General features: G+C 37.4%; 29 protein-coding genes and 1 tRNA gene. 5 read left to right on the plus strand and 25 right to left on the minus strand.

From position 1 onward, the window contains the following. Positions 1-70: 70 nt before the first annotated feature. From RT723_RS09750 to RT723_RS09835, 18 genes are all read right to left on the minus strand, one after another. Entirely contained in the window at positions 71-370 is a 300-nt protein-coding gene (locus RT723_RS09750; RefSeq protein WP_315946885.1) for a HigA family addiction module antitoxin, read from the minus strand. Between the two features lie 27 nt (positions 371-397). Then, complete coding sequence (locus tag RT723_RS09755; RefSeq protein WP_315946887.1) at positions 398-703, minus strand: type II toxin-antitoxin system RelE/ParE family toxin; 306 nt, start codon at positions 701-703, stop codon at positions 398-400. A gap of 254 nt (positions 704-957) precedes the next feature. Further along, positions 958-1,149, minus strand: a complete 192-nt coding sequence (locus tag RT723_RS09760) for a hypothetical protein (protein WP_315946889.1) — start codon at positions 1,147-1,149, stop codon at positions 958-960. A gap of 354 nt (positions 1,150-1,503) precedes the next feature. After that, the gene (locus RT723_RS09765; RefSeq protein ID WP_315946890.1) at positions 1,504-2,289 is read right to left on the minus strand and encodes a hypothetical protein; all 786 of its coding nucleotides are present in this window, start codon (positions 2,287-2,289) and stop codon (positions 1,504-1,506) included. A 161-nt stretch (positions 2,290-2,450) separates the two neighbouring features. Then, positions 2,451-2,642, minus strand: coding sequence for a hypothetical protein (locus tag RT723_RS09770; protein WP_315946892.1), 192 nt, complete (start codon positions 2,640-2,642; stop codon positions 2,451-2,453). Between the two features lie 194 nt (positions 2,643-2,836). Further along, the gene (locus RT723_RS09775; RefSeq protein ID WP_315946894.1) at positions 2,837-3,154 is read right to left on the minus strand and encodes a DUF4156 domain-containing protein; all 318 of its coding nucleotides are present in this window, start codon (positions 3,152-3,154) and stop codon (positions 2,837-2,839) included. A 471-nt stretch (positions 3,155-3,625) separates the two neighbouring features. Beyond that, complete coding sequence (locus tag RT723_RS09780) at positions 3,626-3,880, minus strand: helix-turn-helix domain-containing protein (protein ID WP_315946896.1); 255 nt, start codon at positions 3,878-3,880, stop codon at positions 3,626-3,628. A 318-nt stretch (positions 3,881-4,198) separates the two neighbouring features. Beyond that, a complete protein-coding gene (locus RT723_RS09785; protein ID WP_315946898.1) occupies positions 4,199-4,600 on the minus strand; it encodes a hypothetical protein in 402 nt (133 codons plus the stop codon). 111 nt (positions 4,601-4,711) lie between these two features. Beyond that, positions 4,712-4,942 (minus strand): hypothetical protein, encoded by a 231-nt coding sequence (locus RT723_RS09790; protein WP_315946900.1) that lies wholly within the window; start codon positions 4,940-4,942, stop codon positions 4,712-4,714. Next, positions 4,939-5,307 (minus strand): hypothetical protein, encoded by a 369-nt coding sequence (locus RT723_RS09795; RefSeq protein ID WP_315946902.1) that lies wholly within the window; start codon positions 5,305-5,307, stop codon positions 4,939-4,941. Before RT723_RS09795 ends, RT723_RS09790 begins: the two co-directional genes overlap by 4 nt. A 10-nt stretch (positions 5,308-5,317) precedes the next feature. Beyond that, complete coding sequence (locus RT723_RS09800) at positions 5,318-5,572, minus strand: helix-turn-helix transcriptional regulator (protein WP_315946903.1); 255 nt, start codon at positions 5,570-5,572, stop codon at positions 5,318-5,320. Positions 5,573-5,727: 155 nt separating this feature from the next. Continuing rightward, positions 5,728-6,345: a hypothetical protein gene (locus RT723_RS09805; protein WP_315946904.1), complete on the minus strand. Its 618-nt coding sequence runs from the start codon at positions 6,343-6,345 to the stop codon at positions 5,728-5,730. Between the two features lie 96 nt (positions 6,346-6,441). Next, the gene (locus tag RT723_RS09810) at positions 6,442-6,858 is read right to left on the minus strand and encodes a hypothetical protein (protein ID WP_315946905.1); all 417 of its coding nucleotides are present in this window, start codon (positions 6,856-6,858) and stop codon (positions 6,442-6,444) included. Between the two features lie 12 nt (positions 6,859-6,870). Continuing rightward, on the minus strand, positions 6,871-8,118 hold the full coding sequence (locus tag RT723_RS09815; protein ID WP_315946906.1) for an integrase domain-containing protein: 1,248 nt from the start codon (positions 8,116-8,118) through the stop codon (positions 6,871-6,873). Between the two features lie 153 nt (positions 8,119-8,271). Further along, a tRNA-Arg gene (locus RT723_RS09820) sits at positions 8,272-8,347 on the minus strand. 74 nt (positions 8,348-8,421) lie between these two features. Next, positions 8,422-9,513: a glutamate 5-kinase gene (gene proB, locus RT723_RS09825; RefSeq protein ID WP_216053800.1), complete on the minus strand. Its 1,092-nt coding sequence runs from the start codon at positions 9,511-9,513 to the stop codon at positions 8,422-8,424. A 245-nt stretch (positions 9,514-9,758) separates the two neighbouring features. Next, a complete protein-coding gene (locus RT723_RS09830; RefSeq protein WP_216053799.1) occupies positions 9,759-10,241 on the minus strand; it encodes a MarR family winged helix-turn-helix transcriptional regulator in 483 nt (160 codons plus the stop codon). A gap of 121 nt (positions 10,242-10,362) precedes the next feature. Further along, positions 10,363-11,133 (minus strand): phosphatase PAP2 family protein, encoded by a 771-nt coding sequence (locus RT723_RS09835; protein WP_315946907.1) that lies wholly within the window; start codon positions 11,131-11,133, stop codon positions 10,363-10,365. A 201-nt stretch (positions 11,134-11,334) separates the two neighbouring features. On the opposite strand from RT723_RS09835, the gene RT723_RS09840 reads away from it, so the two are divergent. After that, positions 11,335-13,686 carry a YgiQ family radical SAM protein gene (locus RT723_RS09840; protein WP_315946908.1) on the plus strand — a complete coding sequence of 784 codons (2,352 nt, stop codon included), beginning with the start codon at positions 11,335-11,337 and terminating at the stop codon, positions 13,684-13,686. A gap of 7 nt (positions 13,687-13,693) precedes the next feature. Beyond that, positions 13,694-14,047, plus strand: a complete 354-nt coding sequence (locus RT723_RS09845) for a DUF2750 domain-containing protein (RefSeq protein ID WP_216053796.1) — start codon at positions 13,694-13,696, stop codon at positions 14,045-14,047. A gap of 68 nt (positions 14,048-14,115) precedes the next feature. Here the strand turns inward: RT723_RS09845 and RT723_RS09850 are convergent, their stop codons facing one another. Further along, positions 14,116-14,589, minus strand: coding sequence for an LPP20 family lipoprotein (locus RT723_RS09850; protein WP_252731592.1), 474 nt, complete (start codon positions 14,587-14,589; stop codon positions 14,116-14,118). 255 nt (positions 14,590-14,844) lie between these two features. Between RT723_RS09850 and RT723_RS09855 the strand changes: the two genes are divergently transcribed. After that, the gene (locus RT723_RS09855) at positions 14,845-16,041 is read left to right on the plus strand and encodes a flagellar assembly protein T N-terminal domain-containing protein (RefSeq protein ID WP_315946909.1); all 1,197 of its coding nucleotides are present in this window, start codon (positions 14,845-14,847) and stop codon (positions 16,039-16,041) included. A gap of 105 nt (positions 16,042-16,146) precedes the next feature. Beyond that, positions 16,147-16,503 carry an Hpt domain-containing protein gene (locus tag RT723_RS09860; protein WP_315946910.1) on the plus strand — a complete coding sequence of 119 codons (357 nt, stop codon included), beginning with the start codon at positions 16,147-16,149 and terminating at the stop codon, positions 16,501-16,503. On the opposite strand, the gene RT723_RS09865 is transcribed toward RT723_RS09860, so the two are convergent. Beyond that, positions 16,498-17,724, minus strand: coding sequence for a L,D-transpeptidase (locus tag RT723_RS09865; RefSeq protein WP_315946911.1), 1,227 nt, complete (start codon positions 17,722-17,724; stop codon positions 16,498-16,500). The two genes, RT723_RS09860 and RT723_RS09865, sit on opposite strands and share 6 nt — an antisense overlap. A gap of 210 nt (positions 17,725-17,934) precedes the next feature. Here RT723_RS09865 and RT723_RS09870 point away from each other — a divergent pair, with 210 nt between their 5' ends. Beyond that, positions 17,935-18,420, plus strand: coding sequence for a thioredoxin family protein (locus tag RT723_RS09870; RefSeq protein WP_315946912.1), 486 nt, complete (start codon positions 17,935-17,937; stop codon positions 18,418-18,420). 88 nt (positions 18,421-18,508) lie between these two features. Here RT723_RS09870 and lysS read toward each other — a convergent pair whose 3' ends face one another. The 5 genes from lysS to RT723_RS09895 form a co-directional block, all read right to left on the minus strand. Beyond that, a complete protein-coding gene (lysS, locus tag RT723_RS09875; RefSeq protein WP_315946913.1) occupies positions 18,509-20,083 on the minus strand; it encodes a lysine--tRNA ligase in 1,575 nt (524 codons plus the stop codon). 92 nt (positions 20,084-20,175) lie between these two features. Continuing rightward, positions 20,176-21,273 (minus strand): peptide chain release factor 2, encoded by a 1,098-nt coding sequence (gene prfB, locus RT723_RS09880; RefSeq protein ID WP_315946914.1) that lies wholly within the window; start codon positions 21,271-21,273, stop codon positions 20,176-20,178. A gap of 103 nt (positions 21,274-21,376) precedes the next feature. Beyond that, complete coding sequence (gene mutT, locus RT723_RS09885) at positions 21,377-21,712, minus strand: 8-oxo-dGTP diphosphatase MutT (RefSeq protein ID WP_315947188.1); 336 nt, start codon at positions 21,710-21,712, stop codon at positions 21,377-21,379. A 146-nt stretch (positions 21,713-21,858) separates the two neighbouring features. Then, on the minus strand, positions 21,859-24,561 hold the full coding sequence (gene secA / locus RT723_RS09890) for a preprotein translocase subunit SecA (protein WP_216053786.1): 2,703 nt from the start codon (positions 24,559-24,561) through the stop codon (positions 21,859-21,861). Between the two features lie 93 nt (positions 24,562-24,654). Beyond that, the gene (locus RT723_RS09895; RefSeq protein WP_315946915.1) at positions 24,655-25,533 is read right to left on the minus strand and encodes a peptidoglycan DD-metalloendopeptidase family protein; all 879 of its coding nucleotides are present in this window, start codon (positions 25,531-25,533) and stop codon (positions 24,655-24,657) included. Between the last annotated feature and the right edge of the window lie 67 nt (positions 25,534-25,600).

A 25,600-nucleotide genomic window follows, 5' to 3' on the forward strand; every position in this document is an offset into this window, starting at 1 on the left:
AAGCTTTACTACAAAGGCGTTAGAGTACTATTTTAAATGGTCAATAAAAAACCACCCGGAGGTGGTTTTTTTATGCGACTTCTAGCTCTTGTGCTTTAATCACTTCAGGTAGAGGTTCTTGCTCTGCCTCCCAAATATCTACAGCTAATTGTAGATTTAACCACAATGAAACACCAGTCTCAGTGAACGCAGCTAGTTTTCTTGCCATCTCTTGAGAACACTTTGAGTGACCGTTAATAAACTTAGATAATGCAGGTCTAGACATATGAATTGCCTTTGCCACTTCAGTAACCTGCAACTTTCTTTCATCCATAACATCTTCTTTAAAAAAAATGCCCGGGTGAGTCGGTTTGCGATTCGTTTTAAACATTTTTATTACCTTTACAGGTTTGTCGCCTTACTTGGCCCTAATTTGCTTTCCATGATAATCCTGATAATCAAGAAACACCGCTCCATAATCTTCAATTTGGAACGTTAGTCTAAAATTACCGTTTACTTCTAGGCTGTATACTCCATCACCACTGCCTTTTTTAATGCTAAATTTGTGCCTGTATATTGCTTTCAGATCTTTAGGATGATGTGACGCATTAATTGCATCCATATATTTTAACAGCACTTTGTGGTGCTGATTGTTAATCCGTGGAGAGTCGCCGTTTACATAGAGCTCTTCAAGCCCCTTATGTGTAAATGATTTAATAGCCATAGCCCAAGTACCTTTATTATTTTGTTGTTAGCGCACGACATTTTCCGTTCCTTCTTTGTTTAACTAGATTAAGTGTAATGCGTAACATTACACAATACAAGTGTTATATGTAATTAGTCTAACAAATTAAGTAGGGCAGCAATTGGGCAATAATTGGCACCCAAATAATGCCAGGTTGGGCTACTGCAATTGGTGCTGGTTTTGGTTTGTTAGCGGGGTCATTTTAATTGAGCGAATGATTGGATTTTGATTAACTATTTATTAATATTAATCAAGACAGATTCCAACACACTCTTAAACTTAGCCACAATTGAATTATCAGTACTTTCAATAGATTTCGGATTGTCATACATATGTGGCTGTCTGCAGATACGTTTAGGTATTGGCAAATACTCACCTTCCGTATTGCTTTTTTGATTGTTATGCTCAAGTTGTCCTTTTTCCATTATATCTACTTACTTTTATGCTTATAGGCCCAATACAATAATGGTTTTATCAAAAAAAAGTGTCAATGCTGACCGTTTTTGGTCAGGTGACTGATTTCGGTTACTTTTCTCGAGGTTATTAAGGAACCTAACGATAGTTAACAAATTTACTTAGTAAGAATAAGCTTTAGCTCTTAACTCGTATTCAAATCCGAGAGAGCTAAAGCTCAGTGCGATCACACTTAATAAATTTAGCACAAGTTAAAACTATATAATTTTATTTTATTCTTTTATGTAAAATAATAATGAAACTTCAATCTTTGATTTACTTCATCAGTTACTTTTTCTTCAAGTCCAATATCTTCAAATTTTATTTCAGCCATTACCCTTTCCTATATTTTTGAGCATTTTATTAATTTGGTCCATCCCGTCAAACGTTGAGGGAATTTGCTCGTCTTTCATTACTATTCCTGAAAATATCAAATCTTCAAACTTCTGCAGTGGGTTATGATCTTTGTCTTTTATTTCGCTTGAGTATTCTGCATATTCTTGTATGAATTGACATAACGATCTTCTAAGTTCAATTTGTGCCAATTGTGATTTGATAGATTTTTCTTCTAACAAAGATACTCTAAAAAAATATAGAGATAACATTAATGAAGTAAAAATAGGCAGCAAATACCACCATTCCGAAGGTTGCCAAATACCGATTACGATCGATGAAATAATAGGAACTGCTATTGATATTTGTTTCCAAGCATTAGTTACGTCTTTAACTTTAATTAAATCTTGCTTCTTGTCATAGGCCATCCCGACGAACGCCTTTACCAAACCAACGAAATTAAAACCCGCCTCTGCTTTTTTTAGCCGATCTTCCATGCCTTTTATTCGTATTTCCCGCTCGTCGAAATCCCCCTTCCAACTCTCATTTTCTTTTTCAATTTTATTGCATATTTCTTCAGCTCTATTTGCGACACTTTCTACAAGTTCTAGACGCTTTAAAATTGGTGCGTTAATTAAACTTTTACTTAAAAAAATCGGAAAATTGTTAACTTGATGGCGCAAATTGATATCACCATCACTTTCAAAAAAGTCCACGTTATTTTTGATAAAATACAAAATATCAATAAATCCATTTTGCAGGTCTTCTTTAGGGTCCATTGAAAGGTAACATTCATACAAAAAAGTGAATAAACTTGTAAAAACTCTCATATCATAAGGAGTAGACCGATTAGCTATATTTTGAATCAGTCCAACACCATAATTTAATTCAGAATATTGACAATATTTATGCCAAACATCCGGTGCTTCTACAAATGATTTTATAATAAACGTCGTAACATATTGCTGTATACTTTTTTTACGTCTAACCCTTCCGTCCTTTGAGTATTTATTTTTCGCCTAATAACGTCTGACTCTTCATCTGGAAGCTCATACGTACGAATAAACTCTTTCATGTTTTGAATTGAAAAATCTTCAGAAAATAAACCAAATGTATTTTCATTATCAGGCATCATCACTCCCTTTTGCGCACTTTTTTGCGCACTTTTAATTTATTGTTTTGTGAGAGCCTTTAAAAAAAGGCTCACGGTTAAATTGAGCAGGTTTTGCGCATTGCGCAGTTTTCATATTTGCGCAGTAAATTTGCGCAGACTTACTTTGATTATCGAGATTAAGCTTTTTCAAATTTTATCTAATATTAGACAAATCAATTAACTAATTTACAATCATAAGCTTCACCTAACGCATAAGCTCCACCCATTCCAACTTGTGGATTAGCAAAGACAGTATTCCCACCTATTTTAACGGCTTCATTACGTAAACTGTTATATATTGATTCTTGCGCCACTCCTTGTGCTGCAAAGCCGCCCCAATTGCTGGTAGCTTTTACTTGGCCTTTGAATACACATTGTTTAACAACATCAGGATTATTGGTTACACGTACGCTTGTAGCATTAGAATTGAGAGGTTGAGCACAACCGGATAGGAGTGTAAGTGCGAGAGTAATAATTAAAAATAATTTCACTATAAAATCCTTTTAATAGTTAGTTTAACTAATGTAGAACAATTGATTTAAATTTCAACCGTTTAATAACACTATGTTTTTATAATTGAGTACGACTGGGACGAAAAATGGGACGGTAAAGCCTAAACTAATCGAGGGTTAGACACTTATTCGTGGGACGATGTGATATTGCTAATTAGCCTTGTTATAATATCAATTGTCATCATGAGTTGAAACGACTACGACCCTGTAACCAAATCTAACAATTACTAATTTTATCGTCACAAATACTATTTTTTAGGTTTAGATTTCGGGCCCTGCAGAAGTTGATCTGCTATTTTCGCTAGAGCTGGATCGTTATCTTTCTCAGCTAGATTCTTCGCTACTTTGGCTAGTAGTTGGCTTGGAGTTTGTTTCCGCTCTGTTGGTTTCATTTGAAGTCCATTAATTTAATATTACCAGCTCACCAATAAATTCAGGTTTTCTTGATGATCATTGTGATTCATATTTCCACATAACTTTACGTTTAGCCTGTTTGATTACATCTTCCATGTTTACACAAAGCACATTGCAAAACATTTCTAACTCACCAACTGTTAAACAACGCTTACCAGATTCAACAAGTCCAACAAAACTATGAGGCTTACCCAAACACCTAGCAACTTCAAGCATCGTCACACCTAACATTCTACGTTTATCTTGAAGTAAACCGCTAATACGCTTATCTAATACATTTCTTGCTTTCATAATAATTCCTTTTATCCATTCCAAGTAAATATACTAGGTAGGTACGTTTTGAATACTGAACTTATTTATAGCAATAGATTTGTAACTATCAAGTCTAACCTAACAATTAACACTAACTACCAATGGTAATATATAAGAACTCCCGTTTTGGTAGTGGGTGACAATTTTACGATGATAATTAACTTTTATATAACAACAACTTAAAAAATCAACTTACTACTGTAATAGTAGCGGATAACACCCTACTGCTACTATTTTGAGAGCCGTTCGGCTACTGTTTTGAGAGCGGTACCGCTACCATTTTGAGAGTTGGAAAATTTAAGTTTCTAAACTAAATATCCTAATAGCTTTTGTTGTAGGTTGTACGTCCATATCAAAGCCAATTACTTCATCTATTTTATGCCATGTCAGAGCATAAAAAGTTGGATTGGGGTGTCCTTTAGGATCAAAACCACCAGCCTTGGTTATTACTAATAAGTTTTTAGAAATCAGCTCTTTTTTGGCTCTGTCTAATGTACCTTGTGACGCCCAACCTCGTTTACACATTTGTGACCAAACAAAACAAATTTTACCGTTATTTGAGCCGTTATATTGCCTTGCTGCTTCAACAAGTAATTTAACCGCATTACCACCTAAACTTATAAAGTCATTGCAACTAGTGACCACATGAGGAATTGATAAATAACGCCCACCAGATCTAGCCCCATATTTTTTAGCCATGGTCTAAACCTCACTTACTTTAGTATGTTTTAACAAAGTTCTAGCGTCAGCGTTAGATTGCCCACCAGACAAAAAATGTCTTTTGTATATGCTAGTCATTACATCAATTCGCTATTTAATTAACTTAAGGTAAGTTCTAGCTTGTTGCTCGTTCATCTTCTCCGGCCGTTCTGTCCAGAATTTGATGGAAAGTAATAACTCCCCCAATTGATCAATTTGCTCTGGTAGGATTTTGCCTTGTTCGTTTATTAGATTTGCCAACGCCAAACAAAGTTTAATAGCAGCCTCAGAGTCACATTGAATGGCATCTAATAAGTTATTGAGATATTTACTATCACTCATAAGGTAATTACCCCACGTTTAACCTGGTAGTGCTTTAATAATGCTTTGGCTTTAGTAAATGATTCGCCACCAGATAAAGAATAACGGGTGAACCTAGTTTCGCCCCCTCGCTTATGGTGGTGACTTTCTGGAGTACGACTGAAATTAAGGCCATGTTTATTAAATAACGCTGATATCGTTGTATGTAAGCAAGTTTCACCATAAGCAGATAAAGCCTCAAGCTCAAACATACCAGCATCTCCACGTTTTATTAATTCCTCAAGGCAAAGCTCTAGTTTGAATGGTGGACGTTTTTTGTTAGCATTCGATGGTTCAATATCGTTAACGCTGCGCTGGTTTTCTAGTGTGGCGTTTTTGTTTTCCATAATCGTCCCCTTACGCTACAGCTTTACGTTGTGCGACAATCTCACAAACTAAACTTTGCATTTCGCTGGTGGAACTCCCAGCAACGATTGCGGCCTGTATTCGGCTTATTTCAGTATTAAGCCAGCCAACAGAGTTAGCGCCTAGTGGGAATGGTGGTGGTAAGAGACCATCTTTTACTCTGTAATATATTGTGGTTCTAGAGAGCCCTAATAATTTAATTACTTCGGGTTTTCTAATTATGTAAGTTTGATTGCTTTGATTCATACCTGTTTCCTTTGAATTCGTTGGGCTACAGGTGCTTTATAATTTAATTTGACTAATGATAAGAGGTTCAGACCCCCATTAAAGCAGTTTAATGGGGCTTTGCAGTAGTTTAAAGGGGCTTTGCAGTAGTTTAAAGGGGCATTCTTAAAGTGACATTATCGTTTTAAGCTGTTTTTTACTGCTCTTGCGTAATTCTTACATGTAGATAAAGGTATTGCTTTACCATATTTATCTGGTTGATTATTACTATCAGCTTCTAATGATTCAGCTAATCGATTTATTGATAAGTTTGGGTTATCGCTTAAAGACTTATTAATAAAATCATACGCTTTTGCTCTAGTAGGTTTACCTTTTAATCCTCCATATTCAGAGAAAAGTTCTTTAAATTTAAGTCCATCCTTTTGTGGTTCTAGTAGTGGTTCAGATAGATTCATAAACTCTCGATGGATTACTAACTTTGAGCCAATCAAATATGCATTTTCTAAAGCAAACTCAACTATAAGTTTTTGTTCGTTTGTTAAGTTTTCCATAAAACAATTATTCAAAGTTATATCTGTCATTTTACTTACTAAGTCTATATCGGATGCTTCGTTTACTTCATCTCTATTTAATAACGGTGTTTTAGCTAACTTACCTAATGTATCAATAAAATTAACGTCACTATCATTCTGATTATTTAAAAGGCTAAAATCTTTGAAAAGATAAGCAACTGAACCAACCATCTCTTTTGCTGCTTCTAATTCTGTTTCACTATAATACTTTCTTTTTTTCATACCGCCCCCGCGACACCCAAATTAAGATCAAAACCAAGGCGGTTGGGTTAACCGCCTTTTTCGGGAGCTACCCTAGGTTTTGAGAAAGCTTAAAGCTTAGTTTAATATTGCACTTGTACTAGTAACATTACCCAATTGCTCGACTTCTAACAATTCACTTTCGAATGATTTACAAACTGAAGCCAATAACCCGCCTATTGTTTGGCAGGCATTGTCTAACTCGTGATTAATCTCATGACGTTGCCTATTTTCACTTATATTGAAAAACATACTAGTTACGTCCTTCAGAATTAAAATAACAGGTGATAACTCAGTAGATAAAAAACTCTTATCATCATCTCTCATCTGAAAAAGTTCATCTAAGTACACAACGGCCGCTTTAAAGCCGGTTATAGCAGTTTGAATATTTCTATCATCACTACTTTTATATTTATGAAGAACTAGGTTAACTATTAGTTGTACTGCGTTAAGACTATTCCACGCTTTTGATTGAAACGAAATACTGTTATTCATATTGCTCACCTATTATTTATTAACAATTTTTAAACCTTTTACACCACCAGCCAAACTCATGTTACCGTTTGAAGCTCCTAAGATTTGATTACTCCACCATTCCATTACTGGGCGTCTGCGTTCCAAGTACTCCGAACGATTATAAGCGCGCCTAACAGAGTTTTTATCAGTGTGTGCTAATGCTGATTCGATAATGTCAGGATCAAAGCCTTGTTCATTTAGAGTGGTACTCGCTAAAGAACGTAGACCATGTGCCACCAGCCGACCTTGGAAACCTATTCGCCTAATTGCCTTGTTTACGGTTTCGGTGTTTACGTGAACTTTGTGATTATTTCTCGATGGGAATAAATGCTCTCTGTGGCCACTTACTAACTTTAGTTTATCCAAAAGTTCTAAACAGTATGAAGATAATGGGACGGTATGAGGATTTTTCATTTTCATTTTTTCACCTGGTATTGTCCATAAGCCAGACTCAAAATCGATTTCATCCCATGTTGCCCTTGCTGCCTCACTTGGTCGAACGATTGTATGTAGCTGCCACTCTAAACAATAACGGGTAACTAAGTTTAAATTAGCATTGTTAACCGCTCTCATTAGTTCTGGGAGTTCTTCTGGCCTAATGGTGGCCATGTTAGTTCCCTTGGGAGTTTTAAACGCATCACTAATATGAGAAAGCTTATTATGATCAACCATTCCGGTATTAACCGCAAAATTCATTATTCTGTTTAGTAACTGACAACACCTTTTTATCACTTCGTATTTTTCAGCAACCACCAGCGGCTTAAATATATCAATTGCTTTGGTAGCTGTGATCGAATGGACTGGATATTTACCTAGCTGGTGGAATACATGAATCTCTAACGTTCTTATTACTTTATCAGCATACCTAGGGCTAACTTCACTTTTGATAGTATCTAACCACTTACCAGCTACACTTTCTAATGTGTTTAAATGTTTGGCTTGTTCGGTTGCCATGGCTTGATCTCTGTGGGTTTTAGGATCAATACTTTTACTGAGTAATACCCTCGCTTGATCACGTGAAGATCTAGCCTGAGCCAAACTTACTTCTGGATACGTTCCAAAACTCAATGATTGGCGTTTTTTATTAAATGGGTGTGTATATTCCAGTAACCAAGATTTGCTGCCATTAGGCTTAATACGGAGTTGTAAACCACCACCATCAAAAAGCTTAAATTGCTTATCTTGAGGTTTAGCTTGTTTAACTTCTGTGTTTGTTAGCGGTTTAGTTACTCTAGCCATTTTAGCGGTACCAGATTTGCACAAAAATTACAGTACCACTAAAAGTACCGCAATAATTTTGAATGAATTAGAACCTGATTGAACACCATAATCTAGTGTACGTCAATAAAACTAAGGGCTTTGAATTTGTTTGAGAGGGTTTGAATGGATAATTGGCGTCCCCACCAGGACTCGAACCTGGAGCAGCGACTTAGGAGGTCGCAGTTTTATCCTGTTAAACTATAGGGACACACGGTAATTATACCTAATTAATACTTCGAGTGAAGTTTAATGTGTCCCTTTTAACTTACTGTTTTTATAAGTCTATTTTAGTAAAGAGACTTGTTCTTGTTCAAAAACAGACTCAATTGGAGCGTGTTGATTTGGATCATCCTGCTCGGTTAGATAAGTCATTAAACAACTACTTCGCTTTGTAATTGCTTTGGCCAACGATTTACCGTCTTCGGATTTAATCAATACCGTATCACCGGTATTAAAGTCACCATTGACACTAAGTAACTGATCGCTGGTGATGTCTTCTATACCATCTAACACCGTTTGCTCACCTGATTTATCTACAACAAACTCACCTTGCGAACGAGTTGTATGTCTTAACCAGTGTGTTCTATCACTCATTGGAGTTTGTGATGGCGCAAATATTGTACCTGGGTTTTCATCTCTTAATAACGAGTGAAATACATCTGGTTTTTCACCATTGATGATATAAGTCGTGATCCCGTGAGCTGTGGCTTTTTCCGCAGACTCAACCTTAGTCGCCATTCCACCGGTACCAACATCGTTAGTAGCGGACATATCAATACCTTTAAGACTTGCAGTAATAGACTCTACGATAGGTATTAACTTAGCGTTTTTATCTATTCTTGGGTTGCCTGTGTATAAACCATCAACGTCCGTGCATAACACTAAACCGTCTGCGTTTACGGCAGCAGAAACAATGGCAGCTAAGTTATCATTGTCACCCACTTTTAACTCATCCGTTGTGATGGTGTCGTTTTCGTTTACGATTGGTAATATCCCATGACTCAGGGCTTTATCAATTGTAGAGGAAACACTTTGGTAACGCTCAGGGTCTTGTAAATCACCGTGGGTTAATAATATTTGGCATGTTGGGAAATCAAATAATCTATCCCAAGTACTTATCATATCGGATTGACCTGCTGCGGCCATTGCCTTTTTCATCGGAATTGAATTGCAGTTACTTTTTGGAAAATATTGTCTTCCTGCTGCAACTGAACCTGACGAAACTAATACAACTTCAATACCGCGACTTCGGCATTCGATAATAAACTGAGCTATTGGAAATAATTTATGAGGGCTGCAACCTTTTCCGTCTGGTGCAATTAGAGCGCTGCCAACTTTTAAAACGATTCGTTCGAAATTTGAAAATAAAACCATAGATCCAGAAAATAATAATTAAAGATAATGCTTAGTATACTAAGTATTAAAATATATTCAACAGTTCAAAAGGCATATGATAATCCTAACAATCATATTTTCTGATTATTAATCAGACTAATTAAGGGCTTCAGGCGAAATAGATTGGAGAAATATAATTATTACACTAATTAGTTTTATTTTATAAAGTAGCCTAATTTAAGGCTACTTTTATTCAAAAGAATGTATAGGAGAGGATATGGTGGTTAAGGTTTAGTGATGGAGTCAATCTCACCAATTTTTAACATTGGCGCGGCATCTAATTCTTCAGCATTCATCATACTAGCGATACGTTGAACACTTGATAATAAAAGGGTTTGTTCCCAGTTTTCTATATTTTCAAACTTCTCAATAAAGGAGTCTTCCATTGCCTTAGGCGCATCGTTTAACGTTAAATGGCCTTGATCAGTTAAATACAAAGAGACTTTTCGACGGTCAACACTGTCACGTTTTCTGACTAACAATTGCTTGGCTTCTAATCGATCTAAGATGCTGGTCACTGTAGCTTGAGATAAGTTTATTCCGTCAGCGACTTGTTTTGAAGTTAAACCCGGTGCGGCTAACACTTCTTGTAAAACTAATAATTGAGGTCCCGTGATCCCTACCGCTTTACTTAATTTTTTAGAGCGTAAGTCGATTGCTCGGATTATTTGTCGAATAGATACAAACAATTCTTCATATTTTTCCAATATTAAACCACCAGATAAGTGTAAAAACGTGAACTCTACCCCTGTTAACTCTGCAAATCAAACAGGGGATGAAAACTAACCATAGCTTATGAATAACTATGTTTAAAACTAGACCGGTAAATTAATTGGCGTTTTTAGCTTGTTCTTCACAAAGTTGTCTTTGTTTTTCAACTTCAGGACATTGCCATTCATCACCTGGATTAGGCACATGCATCCATTTAGCGATTAACCAAATACTCCAGTAAACCATGAAACCTGCGAGAATAGAGTCACTGAGGAAGTGCCCACCTTGGATGACTCTGATCATACCAACAGCAGCGCCGATGCCGATGCCAATATAGAACCATTTTCTTGAACCTAACAACCAGCCCAAGATCATAAAATAGAACCCCATTGCGGCATGACCACTAACAAAAGAACAGTTGCGTTCACATTGGTCCGAAATTACCCAAGCAGGAGTAAAGGTTTTATCACCACCAAACTCAGTTAAATGACGAGGGCGTGCTCTATCCCAACTATCTTTAAATACATTGTGAACAATAATGCCAGGGCCAATTAATAATGAAACCAAAGCAAATAAACATAAGTGTCTACGAATTTTGCAATAGTTTGATTTAAAACCTAGTAGTAAGAAAATTAACATCACTGGAAGTAACAATTTAGGCATATGTTTAAATATGTCGTAGGTAATTTGTACTAACGCAGTTTCTTTTAGGTAAAACCCTTCGGTTTCATCGTAAAATTGTCTAGCCATCCACAAATCAATTTCTGGCACTAAATAAAAAAACAATGAAACGGCTACGAATATAAAAAATGCAACCCAAGTCTTTGTATTACTTTGAGATTCATTATTTGAATTTGTGTTATTTTCAGTCGTCATACTGGAATTCATAAGTAAGCAATCCTTTCTAAATGTTGCCATATTGTATGTTTCTTTACGTAAGCTGCAACTAAAGATTTTAAAGTTATTAAAATATAAGGGAAAACCCTTTACCACTTGATGTAAATATTCTGTATAATCGCCCGTCCATTAATGCTGATTAAATTTTAATCAATCGTTATTACTGAATTTGAGCCACGGGTACATCTATATATGCAATCGCAATTGTCAGCTTTGTCAAAATCAAATAAGCCACCACAAGCTACGGTCGTCTCTGATAAGAAATTATGGGATTACCCTAAGTATTGGGCTGAGTGTTTTGGCCCTGCGCCATTTTTACCAACCACCAGAGAAGAAATGGATCAACTAGGTTGGGACAGTTGTGATGTCATTATTGTCACTGGCGACGCTTATGTCGATCATCCAAGTTTTGGTATGGCCGTTATTGGTCGTATGTTGGAAGCTCAAGGATTTAGAGTTGGAATTATTGACCAACCAGATTGGCATTCAAAGAATGATTTTCAAAAACTAGGTAAGCCTAATTTATATTTCGGTGTTGCTGCAGGCAACATGGATTCAATGATCAATCGTTATACGGCCGATAGAAAGTTAAGACACGATGACGCTTATACTCCTGATAATATAGGCGGAAAACGTCCAGATCGTGCCGTAACTGTATATTCACAACGTTGTCGTGAAGCCTATAAAGGCGTGCCAATTATTATTGGTGGTATCGAAGCCAGTTTACGCCGTATCAGCCATTATGATTATTGGTCTGACAAAGTTCGTCGTTCTGTCTTAGTTGACTCAAAAGCTGACATGTTAGTGTTTGGTAACGCCGAACGACCGTTAGTCGAAGTTACTCACCGTATTGCTAGAGGCGAAGACATCAAGAACATTAAAGATGTTCGTGGTACGGCTATCATGGTTAAAAATGCACTAGAGGACTGGCAAGGAATAGACTCTACTCACATTGATAAGCCGGGAATTATTGATCCAATAATGAACCCTTATCAAGAATATGATGCCAATACCTGTAGTAATAAAGACCAAGCTATTGAAGACAGTGCTGTTGATGCTAGCGCGAATCAAACGGGTGGCCAAGCCATCGTAGTTCAGCCATATAACCGTGTTAAAGACAAAACTCAATTACGTCGTCCTTGGGACCGCGTATATGTAAAATTACCCGCTTATGAAGTGGTATCAAAAAATCAAACGTTATACGCACATACCAACCGTATATTGCACCAAGAGACCAATCCTGGCTGTGCTAAAGCATTAATGCAACGCCACGGTGATAGAAGTATTTGGATAAACCCTCCTGCGTTTCCGTTAGAAACTGAAGAAATGGATTTTGTGTTTGGCATGCCTTACGCTCGCGTTCCTCATCCTAAATACGATGGTAAAAAGATCCCAGCATACGACATGATAAAAACATCAGTTAATATCATGCGTGGTTGTTACGGTGGTTGTACTTTCTGTTCTATTACTGAACATGAAGGTCGAATCATTCAGAGTCGTTCTGAAGATTCAATCATAAATGAAATTGAACAAATTCGTGATGTAGTGCCTGGGTTTACAGGGGTTATTTCAGACTTAGGTGGCCCAACGGCAAACATGTATATGTTACGTTGTCAGTCGGCTAAAGCAGAGGCCACTTGTCGTAGAGCATCATGTGTTTACCCTGATATATGTAAGCATATGGATACTGACCATGAACCAACGATTAAATTGTATCAGCGTGCTCGTGAACTTAAGGGCATAAAGAAAATATTAATCGCCTCTGGTGTGCGCTATGACTTGGCAATTCAAGATCCACGTTACGTTAAAGAGTTAGTAACACACCATGTTGGCGGTTATTTAAAAATAGCGCCAGAACATACCGAAGAAGGTCCATTATCTAAGATGATGAAACCAGGTATGGGTAGCTATCACAAATTTAAAGAGTTGTTTGAGAAGTACTCTAAAGAAGCCGGTAAAGAACAGTATCTTATTCCTTACTTTATCGCGGCTCATCCTGGGACAACAACCAAAGACATGATCAACTTAGCCTTGTGGTTAAAAGAGAATAAATTCCGTCTTGATCAAGTGCAAAACTTTTATCCGTCACCAATGGCAACAGCAACCACTATGTATCACACAGAAATTGATACATTACATAAAGTGAAGAAGACCAACTCAACCGTTGCGATCCCTCGTGGTGAAAAAGAGCGCCGTTTACATAAGGCTATCTTGCGTTATCACGACTCTAAAAACTGGAAAATGATCCGCCATGCGTTAAAAGAGATGGGACTAGCCAAATTAATTGGTCATGGTGTTAGTCATTTAGTTCCACCTGCATCTGAGAACGAAGAACGTTTGGGTAACCGACGTAATGGCCCTCAAGGTAAAGGACAAAGAGCATTATCTCGTCATACGGGTTTAGGTCAATTTAAACCGGGTGTTAAATCCGACAAAAAACCTAAGAGCAATACAACGAGTAATAACTCATCAAACAAAAATTCAACGGGTGCCGGCGTTAAAAAAACGGGCAACAAACCAGGTAACAGAAGCCGCATAAGGTAATAAATAAATGTCAGACGTAAAAACAGAATTCTTTGCAGAAGTTCAAGCAACACAAATGCTTTGGGCATTACAAGATAAAGAAAACGAAGGTTGGGTTGTCGTTGACTCAGCCAACTTTGAAGATGCTGAAACTATGCCGTTATGGTCTACAGAAAGCTTAGCTTTAAAAAGCTGCACAGACGACTGGGCAGATTATAAACCAACTCAAATTTCTGTAGCCGATTGGTTAGAGTTTTGGTTTGAAGACTTATCTGAAGACAATGTGATCATTGGTTTAGATTGGCAAGACGAACAAGAATGTGCTGAGTTAGAACTTGGTGATTTCACAAAACAAATTGCTGATATTGAGAAATTAAAATAACTCAATGTGTCGAACAAAAAAAAAGCGCTAGATGTTAATCTCAGCGCTTTGTTTATATTGGTGGCCTATTAATAATAGTCCACTTTTTTGATGGTTCTTGAACGGGTATTTATACGATACAGTTCATAAACCAATTTCATATCCAATTCTAGTTCAGTAGCGTAAGTATCACCGACCGGGTATACCTTAACAATTCTGGCTCCACGAATTACACCTGATACTTTTGAACGCAGCTTATCATCTGACGATACTAAGTTTTTCATTTCTGTTTGACCTTGGATCTGCTGGCCGTAAACTTGCTCAGTTAATTCTCGATAAGCATCAAGCTTTGATGCACGCATCGCCATAATACTCTTTATTTCAGCACTGTCTCCCGGCTGAGCATTGATTGGGGCATAACCTATTGCACGGATAATAGGGTAGTTTTTAGGTTCTTCATATTCCCATACAACGTGTTTATCCAATAAGGTACCGCAGCCTGAAATAACCAATGTAAATAATATGGCAATACTTGGTACTAATCTTGATGATATATTTTTCATATAATCCATTAACACAATTCTCTAGTTATCGCTGATGAGTCATTATCAATACTCTATTCAATAATTGAGCCAATCATTTAAGTCACGCTAGCTACAAGCTAACCTTATATATTATATAGGTTTTTTCCTACTCAATCTTTGGCTTAGATTTTGCTGTTGTAGTACCCAAAGCGTTTATCGTTTGCCTGTGACAATTTTTTGTCGTGTTCGTTAATGGCAAGCAACTTTAATTACCGATAATTAGTGAATGAGAATATGTTTATTAACGCCAAAATTACCAAAGTATGTGTCACATTGTTATTAATGTTGAGTGTCACCGCAGTTCATGCTGAGTGGTACGAGGCAACAGGACAATCCAAAATACGCCACGGTGATTATAAAAGTGCTAAAAATAGAGCCTTACAGGATGCAATAAAACAAGCCATGTTATTTTCTGGTGCCAGTGTTTCAAGTGTACAGAAAATATCACAAGGTCTATTAGTTGATGATCACACGCAAATTCAAGCACTAGGTATTGTTAATCAAATTGAAATTGTTGAAGAAAGGCAAAGCGGTAATTCCTTTTCTATTACTGTGCGTGCTGATATTTTTGCCGAAGATGCACAATGTTATTCATCAGAATTTAGTAAAAAGATAGCTGTCACACAATTTCCAATTCAACATTGGGAAGACGCTAAAATTGGCGGCTTGTATAAGTTAGAGAAAGAGATCCCTAGAAAAATACTACAGTTACTCAAAACCGGTGCAAACGGCGTCTATCCTGTCGCTTGGTTAGATAAAAAGTTAAATGTAAATATCGACTTTGAACAACAAGGCCGTGTTCGTCACGAATTAATTGATGCCGTAGCTAACAATGCCAATACCCAGTTTGTTATGTTCGGCCGCATCACAGATTTATCATTTGGGTCTAAAACAAACGACTTTAAATTTTGGCAAGATGACCAGTTTGAGCGTTTTTTCGCGTTAGAAATATTAGTGGCTAATGCCCTAACCCATGAAGTGTTATACCAAAATAAATTCCACACTTTCGCTGACTGGTCCACACCACAAAACCAACAAGTAAATATAACAAGTAGAAAGTTTTGGGATGATGATTACGGTATCGCAATTGAAAGTTTATTAGCCGATGTACGCAATGACTTATTTTCAACACTGAGTTGCCAACAATTACAAAGTAAAATTATGGCCGTTAAAGATGGGGAGCAAATTCAACTTAATATTGGTCGTGGTCAAGGCGTTAATATTGGTCAAGAATATCGAGTTTCTTATCGAGCGGATGTCATTGATGATAGAGGCAATCTGTTAACTAACTTTGTTATCAGCCCTTACCGAGTAAGAATCACCCAAGTGTATGAAAATACAGCAATTGCAGAATCATTAGACTCTGACTTTATGAATAATGTGCAAGTTAATGATGTTATTGAGTTAAAAGATTGGAACAATGCTTGGTAATTACAACATATCTTTCAATTATAGGGATTTCCTACTTGTATGATCACTGAGGTGATCTGTATATTGTTAGCCATTAAATTGAACCATTAAATTTATGAGGCTGATATGTCTATTGCAGCACTAGCAGGAATAAGTGGAATTGACACCACACAAGGACTGACAAATTGTATGGACGATGAAGATCTTTATACATCGGTCGTCGGAATGTTTGTAGATCAATTGATTGATAGTGTTACTCAGCTAAACCTAGCTTATGAAGCTCAAGATTGGGATAACATAGGAAAGATAGCGCATTCTATTAAAGGTGCGGCTGCCAGTGTTGGCGCTTTCGAGATCCAACAAAGCTCAGCGACCATTGAACACGCTAGTAAACAATACGACATCGATGTTATCACGGATAATTTTGCATCGTTTATTACATTAATTAGTACTACATCGACTGCATTGAAACAAAACTTATAATACGGGTTTTGTTTCTAACAATGCCTCAGACTCATCAATTAATGGTTCTGTTTGCTCCTCAGCTAAGGCAACTAAGTCAAACTGCTCAGGTGTTTCGCTAATCAAAACCTTATCGCCATTTTTCAACATCTGATACACCATTTCGATATCCGGATTACGTAATCTAACGCACCCGTGTGTCGTTCGACTCCCAATGGAGTTGGGGTTTGAGGTTCCATGTAAAAATAATGAATCTCCAAAATGCATCGCATAGTTACCCATTACTCCGCGCCAACAGCGCTCACCTTTGGCTAATTTACTTTTGAACTCACCCGCCATTTTCGGCGGAATGCACCAGTTAATACCGTCAGGATCAAACAGTTTAAACTCTATTTCAAATTCGCCCTCAGGTGTGTAATAACACTTACCTCCCTTCGACTTTGGTAAACAACGATCGTAACCAAGTGCAACGGGAGTGCGCATTAACTTTTCTTTTTTACCATCAACAACTTCATAAACTGATAACTCAAAACGCCTTTTGTCTATAATTGCGAAACGTTTGCTGCTTTTATTGCGTTCATATCGACGAGGCTGCGTCCTGTCTTGCAGTTTTACCGGTTTTTTGATCCACAATGGATGCTCTAAAGCCTCCCATCCTTCTACAGGGAAATGACCTGTTACTTTGATGAGGTACGCATCTTCATATGAGGTAGTAAACACAGTGTCTTTTGACCATAACATGGTATCAGCCGCTTTGTTGTCTAAAGACACAGGTACGTTGACTGGTTGTGACAACTCTATATAGTTTGCGTTTACCTCTAATGACGTATTTAACGGCTCAGCGGTTATTACCTTTGGTTTATTAATATAAACGAGGGCATCTTCTAATAATTTATAAGCTTTGGCATTACTGCCTACTTTTTTTAGCGCTTTATAGACAACGGTTTTTGCTGATTTATGTTGATATGGCGTTCTTAACTTTAATTGCTCAGATTTTTGAACATACAGTTCCGTTTCTAAAGGCTGCCATACGCCTTCAGGAAAATGGCCAGAGATAGTAACCCATAACTCTGATTCTGACGATGAAGTAAATAAGGTTTTATCAGGCCAAGTATCTATTAAAGACCCGTTTGGTGCATCTAAGACGTCAACCTGACCTAAAGTTAAATATGTTTTTGCAGCCCAACTCATTGAGCTCGTCAGGAGCATAGCTAAATACATTAACGAAACGACAACCTTCACTTCTTATTCCTTTATCATATGCAAAACGTTATTTATTTAATTTAAGGTGTTTAATCTAATCGGAGACTAACTGCATTATATTATAAATTTATCCTAGGACTATTTTTAAAACAAACTTTTGTCAAAAAATAAACACATATCAACAAATTACAAATTGCTAACCGATTCATTCTAGGTCAGGATAAGTCATCCTAACTCGAGAATAATAATATGAAAATAACTCACTTTTTTAAAATCGCGCTTATCTTTTGTTTCTTTTTAATTTCAAATATCAGCCTCGCTGAAGATTCAAAATATTATGTAGGAGAGATTTCAGCACCGGACATATTGTCGTCGTTTCCAACATTTGCGTCACACATTGACGATGTGAGTTACAACGACGCGCAACTCAATAAATTAGCTAACTTAACTGGAGATATACAGATCAAGGTGTTTTTTGGTCAATGGTGTCATGACAGTGCCCGAGAAGTACCTCGTATCATCACTATGTTAAATCAAGTTAATAACGCCAATATTAGTGCTTGGTTTTATGGATTAGACACGTCTAAATCCGATCCACTGATGTTAGCGCAAAAACACGACATCAAAAAAACACCTACAATTATCGTTTACCAAAACGGGGTGGAGCTAGGACGTATATTAGAGTTTCCTCAATTAGATTGGGCCACTGATATTTCCCGTTTATTTGAGAGTTAAATATATTAAGCGGTATTATGATACTCCCATAAAAAAACGCCTTCTTAATTGAAGGCGTTTTTGTTTATAACAAAGGTATTGTTATACGTTATTCTTCTTCCGGTTGCTCAGAGTTTGCCACCGGCTTCATATGTGGGAATAAAATAACATCTTTAATGGTTGGCGAGTCAGTAAATAACATTACTAAACGGTCGATACCGATCCCTTCACCAGCCGTTGGCGGTAAACCAAATTCTAAGGCTTGAATGTAATCTTCATCAAAGTGCATTGCTTCGTCGTCACCGGCATCTTTCTCTTCAACTTGTTTAGAAAAACGCTCAGCTTGATCGGCAGCATCATTTAACTCAGAGAAACCATTAGCAAGCTCACGTCCACCAACAAAGAACTCAAATCGGTCTGTCACAAACGAATTCTCATCGTTACGACGTGCCAATGGAGAAACTTCCCACGGATAAGCTGTAATGAAGGTAGGTTGGTCTAATAACTCTTCTGCTGTTGCTTCAAAGATTTCACATAGGTACTTACCTGCGCCCCAAATCCCGTCAACTTCTGGTTCTTTAATATGTAATGCTTTAGCAATTACTTTTAACATAGCTAAGTTATTTTCAGGATCTTGAATCGCTGTTTTCCATTCTGCATTAGCCGTAGCTTCTGGGTAATATTTTAATACCGCATCAGACATAGTTAAACGAGCAAATGGCTGACCAAAGTCATATTCTTTGGTTTCTACAACATTGCCATCTGTATCTTTAACGGTATTCTTAACAATTGCAGAACCTAGAATATCATTGGCTAAGGTACGTAACATCTCTTCAGTGATGTCCATTAAATCTTTGTAATCAGCGTAGGCTTGGTAAAACTCAATCATAGTAAATTCTGGATTATGACGAGTTGATAAACCTTCGTTACGGAAGTTACGGTTGATTTCGAATACTCGCTCAAAACCACCAACCACTAAACGTTTTAAATAAAGCTCAGGCGCTATACGTAAATACATATCACGGCTCATGGCATTGTGATGTGTTACAAATGGTTTTGCAGATGCACCACCAGGGATAACTTGTAACATTGGCGTTTCAACTTCCATATAATTACGGTCAGTTAAGAAACGACGAATACCATCGACAATTTTAGAACGGATAAAAAACGTATTACGCGTATCTTGGTTAGTGATCAAATCTACATAACGTTGGCGATACTTAGCTTCTTGGTCAGTTAAACCATGGAATTTTTCTGGTAATGGACGTAATGATTTAGTTAATAGTTCGTATTCAACCATATCAACATACAAATCACCTTTGCCCGACTTATTAAGTGGGCCAGTTACACCAATAATGTCACCAATATCCAATACACCGTATTTCTCTTTAAGAACTTTTTGTGCGTCTTTTGATGCATAAGCTTGAATACGACCAGACATATCTTGTAATAACAAGAATGGACCACGTTTAGCCATAATACGACCGGCAACAGAAACGACTTGATTCATTTCAACTAGCTCTTCTTTCGACTTTTCGCCAAACTCTTGTTGTAAGTCTTCAGCATAATGTTCACGACGAAATGTATTCGGGTGACCATTGGCACTACAATTAGCACGAATTGCGTCTAATTTAGCACGACGCTCAGCTATCAATTTATTTTCGTCTTGAATTTGGTCAGTCATATTTTTCTCTAATTACTGTTAATCTATTTTATTAAGCTTTGTTAATTTAGCTCAACTTACAATTTTGTCTTTTAACCATTTACAACGTCAATCTATAGACCAGATTTTAAACTGGCTTCTATAAACTTATCTAAATCACCGTCTAATACCGCTTGTGTATTACGGTTTTCAATTCCCGTTCTTAAGTCTTTTATGCGCGAGTCATCCAATACATAAGAACGTATTTGACTGCCCCAACCTATGTCAGATTTATTATCTTCTGCCACTTGTTTTTCCGCATTTTGTTTTAACATTTCTAACTCATACAATTTAGCTTTTAATTGCTTCATTGCTTGGTCTTTATTCTTATGTTGTGAACGTTCGTTCTGACATTGCACAACGGTATTGGTTGGCACATGCGTTATACGTACCGCAGAGTCAGTAGTATTAACGTGCTGACCACCGGCACCAGATGCACGGTAAGTATCAATTTTTAAGTCTGAAGTATTAATTTCAATATCAATGTTGTCATCTACTTCTGGATAAACAAACGCAGAGGCAAATGACGTATGCCGTTTGCCACTTGAATCAAAAGGTGATTTTCTTACTAAGCGATGCACACCTGTTTCAGTGCGGCACCAACCAAATGCATATTCACCAGATACTCGTATTGTTGCCCCTTTAATTCCGGCAACATCTCCGGCAGTAACTTCAATTAGCTCAGTTTTAAAGCCTTTTGCTTCGCCCCAGCGTAAATACATGCGTAATAACATATTACACCAGTCTTGCGCTTCTGTGCCGCCAGAACCAGACTGTAAATCAATGTAGGCATCACTGGCGTCTTGTTCGCCTGAAAACATGCGGCGAAACTCTAATAATTCCAATTTTGAAACCAATTCGGCTAATTCAGATTCAGCCTCTTCAAAGGTTTCTTCATCGTCTGCTTCTTGAGCTAACTCAACTAAGCCTTCTATATCTTCACAGCCTTGGTCTAATAAATCGATAGTTTCAACGATAACTTCAAGTGTCGATTTATCTTTACCTAGCTTTTGCGCCCTTGCAGGATCATTCCAGACATTCGGGTCTTCAAGTTCTCCTGTGACTTCTTCTAATAACTCTTTTTTATTATCGTAGTCAAAGATACCCCGAAGCACGTCAGTACGAGTGCGTATATCGGCAAGCTGATTTAGTACAGGATTCACTTCTAACATAAATAGGAAATTCTTACTTTTGGGTTTCGAACAAAAATGAGGCGGGATTGTAACAAACCTTATACAGGAAAGTCAGCTATAAAGTGCTTTTCCACCTCAAATATTAAAGCAATTCATTTATTCTTTTAACAACCGGTACATTTGCATCTGGAAAGGTTAACTGCATCAGGGCTTCCTTGTTGAACCACTGTACTTTTTGCCCTTCAATACCTTGCGCTTCACCGCTATATTCAGTGACCAATTGAAAGTGTAAATTCACATGTTTTTCTGGGTATTCAAAACTTAATGACATAAAAGGTGATTGTTTTAAAACGTCAATATTCAACTCTTCTTTTAATTCACGTACCAAAGCCTGTTCAGTTGTTTCTTCAGATTCAATCTTACCGCCGGGGAACTCCCACTTCCCCCTTGGTGTTGGTGGTCTAATCGTTTGCTTAATAAAAACAAACCATCGACATAAATCACAGCAGCAGCAACATTAATTGTATTTTTCATAATATATTCTTTAAATTGTATCTAACTGAACATTAATTTTTTTCATAAAAAAAGGCGGAAATCCGCCTTTTTTATAATTACTAAACAAGGTTAGGATAATTTACCGTGACATTGTTTATATTTTTTACCAGAACCACAAGGACAAGGATCATTACGGCCTACTTTCGCTTCCGTTCTGATCACTGATTTCGAGTCTTCTGGCTCATCTAATTGATTTGCACTTTCATGTTGATACTCTTTAGGAGCTGCGTCGGCTTTACGACGTTGCTCTTCAACAGCAGTCACATCTTCTTCAGCACGTACTTGTACGCGACATAAGACATTGGTCACTTCTGCTTTTAATTGTTCCAACATGCTTGAGAATAATTCAAACGATTCACGTTTATACTCTTGTTTAGGATTTTTCTGAGCATAACCACGTAAATGAATACCCTGACGTAAGTGATCCATTGCAGCAAGATGTTCTTTCCAATACTGATCTAAGCTTTGTAACATGATGGCTTTTTCGAAGTGACGTAACACCTCTTTGCCCACTAACGCTTCTTTTGCGTTATACATGTCATCAATGCTTTCACTGATACGTTGTTTTAACGTTTCTTCATGCAGTTTTTGATCTTCTTCCAACCAAACACGGATTGGTAAATCTACTGACAAATCACTCTTCAGACGTTCTTCAAGGCCTTCAAGATCCCACATTTCATCTAAAGATTGACGTGGAATATATTGGTCTAACACTGACGCTACAACATCTTGTCGAATACCAGCGATAACTTCACCAATATCACCTTCGTCTAATAACATATCGCGTTGAGAGTAAATAACTTTACGTTGATCGTTAGCAACATCATCGTATTCTAATAATTGTTTACGGATATCAAAGTTACGCGCTTCAACTTTTCGTTGTGCGTTTTCAATAGCTTTGTTTACCCAAGGATGTTCAATAGCTTCGCCCTCTTCCATCCCTAAACGACGCATCATGTTAGTAACACGCTCTGATGCGAATAAACGCATTAATGTATCTTCCATAGAAAGATAAAAACGTGAACTACCTGCATCACCTTGACGCCCAGAACGCCCACGTAACTGGTTATCTATACGACGAGACTCATGACGTTCGGTACCAATAATATGCAAACCACCAGCGGCTAATACGGCATCGTGACGTTTTTGCCATTCAGATTTAATGTGTTCGATTTGTTGTTCTGTTGGGTTTTTCAAACGTGCCGCTTCTGCTTGCCAATTACCACCTAATACAATATCGGTACCACGACCTGCCATATTAGTTGCGATAGTAACGGTTCCAGAAGTACCGGCATCTTCAATTATCTGTGCTTCTTTTTCATGCTGTTTGGCATTAAGTACGTTGTGCTTTATCTTTTCTTTTTTCAATAAAGTAGATAACAATTCAGAAGATTCAATCGAAGCGGTACCTACTAACACTGGCTGACCACGTTTTTGACAGTCTTTGATGTCCTCTATGATAGCTTTGTATTTTTCTAACTGAGTTAAATAAACCAAATCAGTCATATCATTACGTACCATAGGACGGTTAGTTGGAATAACTACCGTATCTAGTCCGTAAATTTGTTGGAATTCGAACGCTTCTGTATCGGCAGTACCTGTCATTCCCGATAACTTGTCGTACATACGGAAAAAGTTCTGGAAAGTAATAGATGCCAATGTTTGGTTTTCATTCTGAATCTTCACACCTTCTTTAGCTTCAACAGCTTGGTGTAAACCTTCAGACCAACGACGTCCTTCCATTGTACGACCAGTATGTTCATCAATGATCACGATTTGATTGTCTTGAACTATATAATCAACATCTTTTTGGTACATGATATGCGCACGTAATGCAGCATAAACATTATGTAATAAAGGAATATTTGTCGCAGAGTATAATGATTCACCTTCTGCAACCACACCACGTTCAAGCAAGATCTCTTCTACTCGAACTTGGCCACGTTCCGTTAAATAAATCTGCTTAGATTTTTCATCGGCAGTAAAATCACCGTCGCCTTCAACTCCTTCTTCATCTTCTTTTTCTTGTTTTTCAAGTAAAGGAACGATTTCGTTGATCTTAAGGTACATCTCAGAGCTATCTTCAGCTGGGCCTGAAATGATCAATGGTGTACGCGCTTCATCGATTAAGATGGAGTCAACTTCATCGACAATAGCAAAAGGCAAGCTACGTTGAACACGTTCTGCACTTTCAAACGCCATATTGTCACGTAAATAATCGAAACCAAATTCGTTATTCGTTCCGTAAGTAATATCGGCATTATAAGCGGCTTGTTTGGCATCATGAGCCATACCAGGAATGTTACAACCCACACTCATGTCCAAAAATTCAAATAATGGACGGTTAGCTTCAGAATCTCGACTTGCTAGGTAATCATTCACGGTAATAACATGAACGCCGTTTCCGGTTAATGCATTTAAATATGCTGGCAAAGTCGCGGTTAAGGTTTTACCTTCACCGGTTCTCATTTCTGCAATAGAACCATTGTTTAACACCATGCCGCCAACTAGCTGCATATCAAAATGACGCATTCCAAAAACACGTTTACTGGCTTCACGCACAGTTGCAAATGCTTCTGGTAATAAATCATCCAGTGTTTCATTTTGCTCTAACCGCGCTTTAAATTCGGCAGTTTTTGCTTTCAATTCTTCATCGGTAAGACTTTCAAACTGAGGTTCTAGGGCGTTAATTGTAGATACAATTTTGTTTAATTTTTTAAGAGTGCGTTGGTTTCTGCTACCAAACATCTTTGTAAGTAATGATGAGATCATGTGTTTAGCTTTTTACTTTTAATTATTCTAAAAATAAACAATCGGCCAAGGGCCGATTGCTACATGTTGATTAAAATATGGTCTAATTAATCGTCAGTTAGCTTTCCGATAGACATACGGTAATGGGTCTATCTGCTTGCCACCTTTTAATACTTCATAATGGACATGCGGTCCTGTAGACCTACCTGTGCTGCCCATTAATCCAATTTTTTGTCCTTTGGTAACTATATCACCAACGTTTACCAATAACTCTTTATTGTGTCCGTATCGAGTGATAATGCCATCACCATGATCAACTTCCACTAAATTTCCATACCCAAATCGACTGTCTGCCCAAGTAACAACACCAGATCCTGTCGCAATTACACCCGCACCATCTTCACCAGCAAAATCCAAACCTTTATGAGTGGCAGGCATCCCAGTGAACGGGTCTTTTCTTACGCCAAAATAAGACGATAACCAACCACTTTGAATTGGTCGACCAGATATAAATATCTCTTCTTCTATATGGGTATTCATAAGGATAGATTCAAGTACTGCCATTTTTCTTTCTTGGCCATCTAACTTAACTAGCATTTCATCCATCTCACTGAATAAGTTTTCGGCATTTGCAGTTACATCTTCAGCACTTGACGTCGTAGGACCTCCAGTGGCAGCTAATGTATCAAAATTGAATTCATCATCAGGTATTTCAGATTGTTGAGCTAAACGAGAAGCAAATGCATCTAACCTATTAACTTGGCCTTTAATTTCGCCAAGTTTTAATGTTAAAGCACTTAATTGATGTTGTGTTTGATTTTTTAGTCGAATGAGCAGTTCTTTTTCATCACTGTATTCTTTTTGGGCAACACTGAGTTGTTCGCGCACGTGATTGGTATCGTCGGTTTGACCGATTGCACCACGTATAAGCCAGACAGTGAGTAATATTAAAATAGCAGCAATAGAAAGCCATTGAGCCTTTAACATTCTCATTTTAAAGCTTACATTCTTTCCTCTATAAATAAGTGTTAAACTCATTCACTACTACCTAATTTCACGG

This window comes from Psychrosphaera aquimarina, assembly GCF_032461525.1.
GTDB lineage: Bacteria > Pseudomonadota > Gammaproteobacteria > Enterobacterales > Alteromonadaceae > Psychrosphaera > Psychrosphaera aquimarina.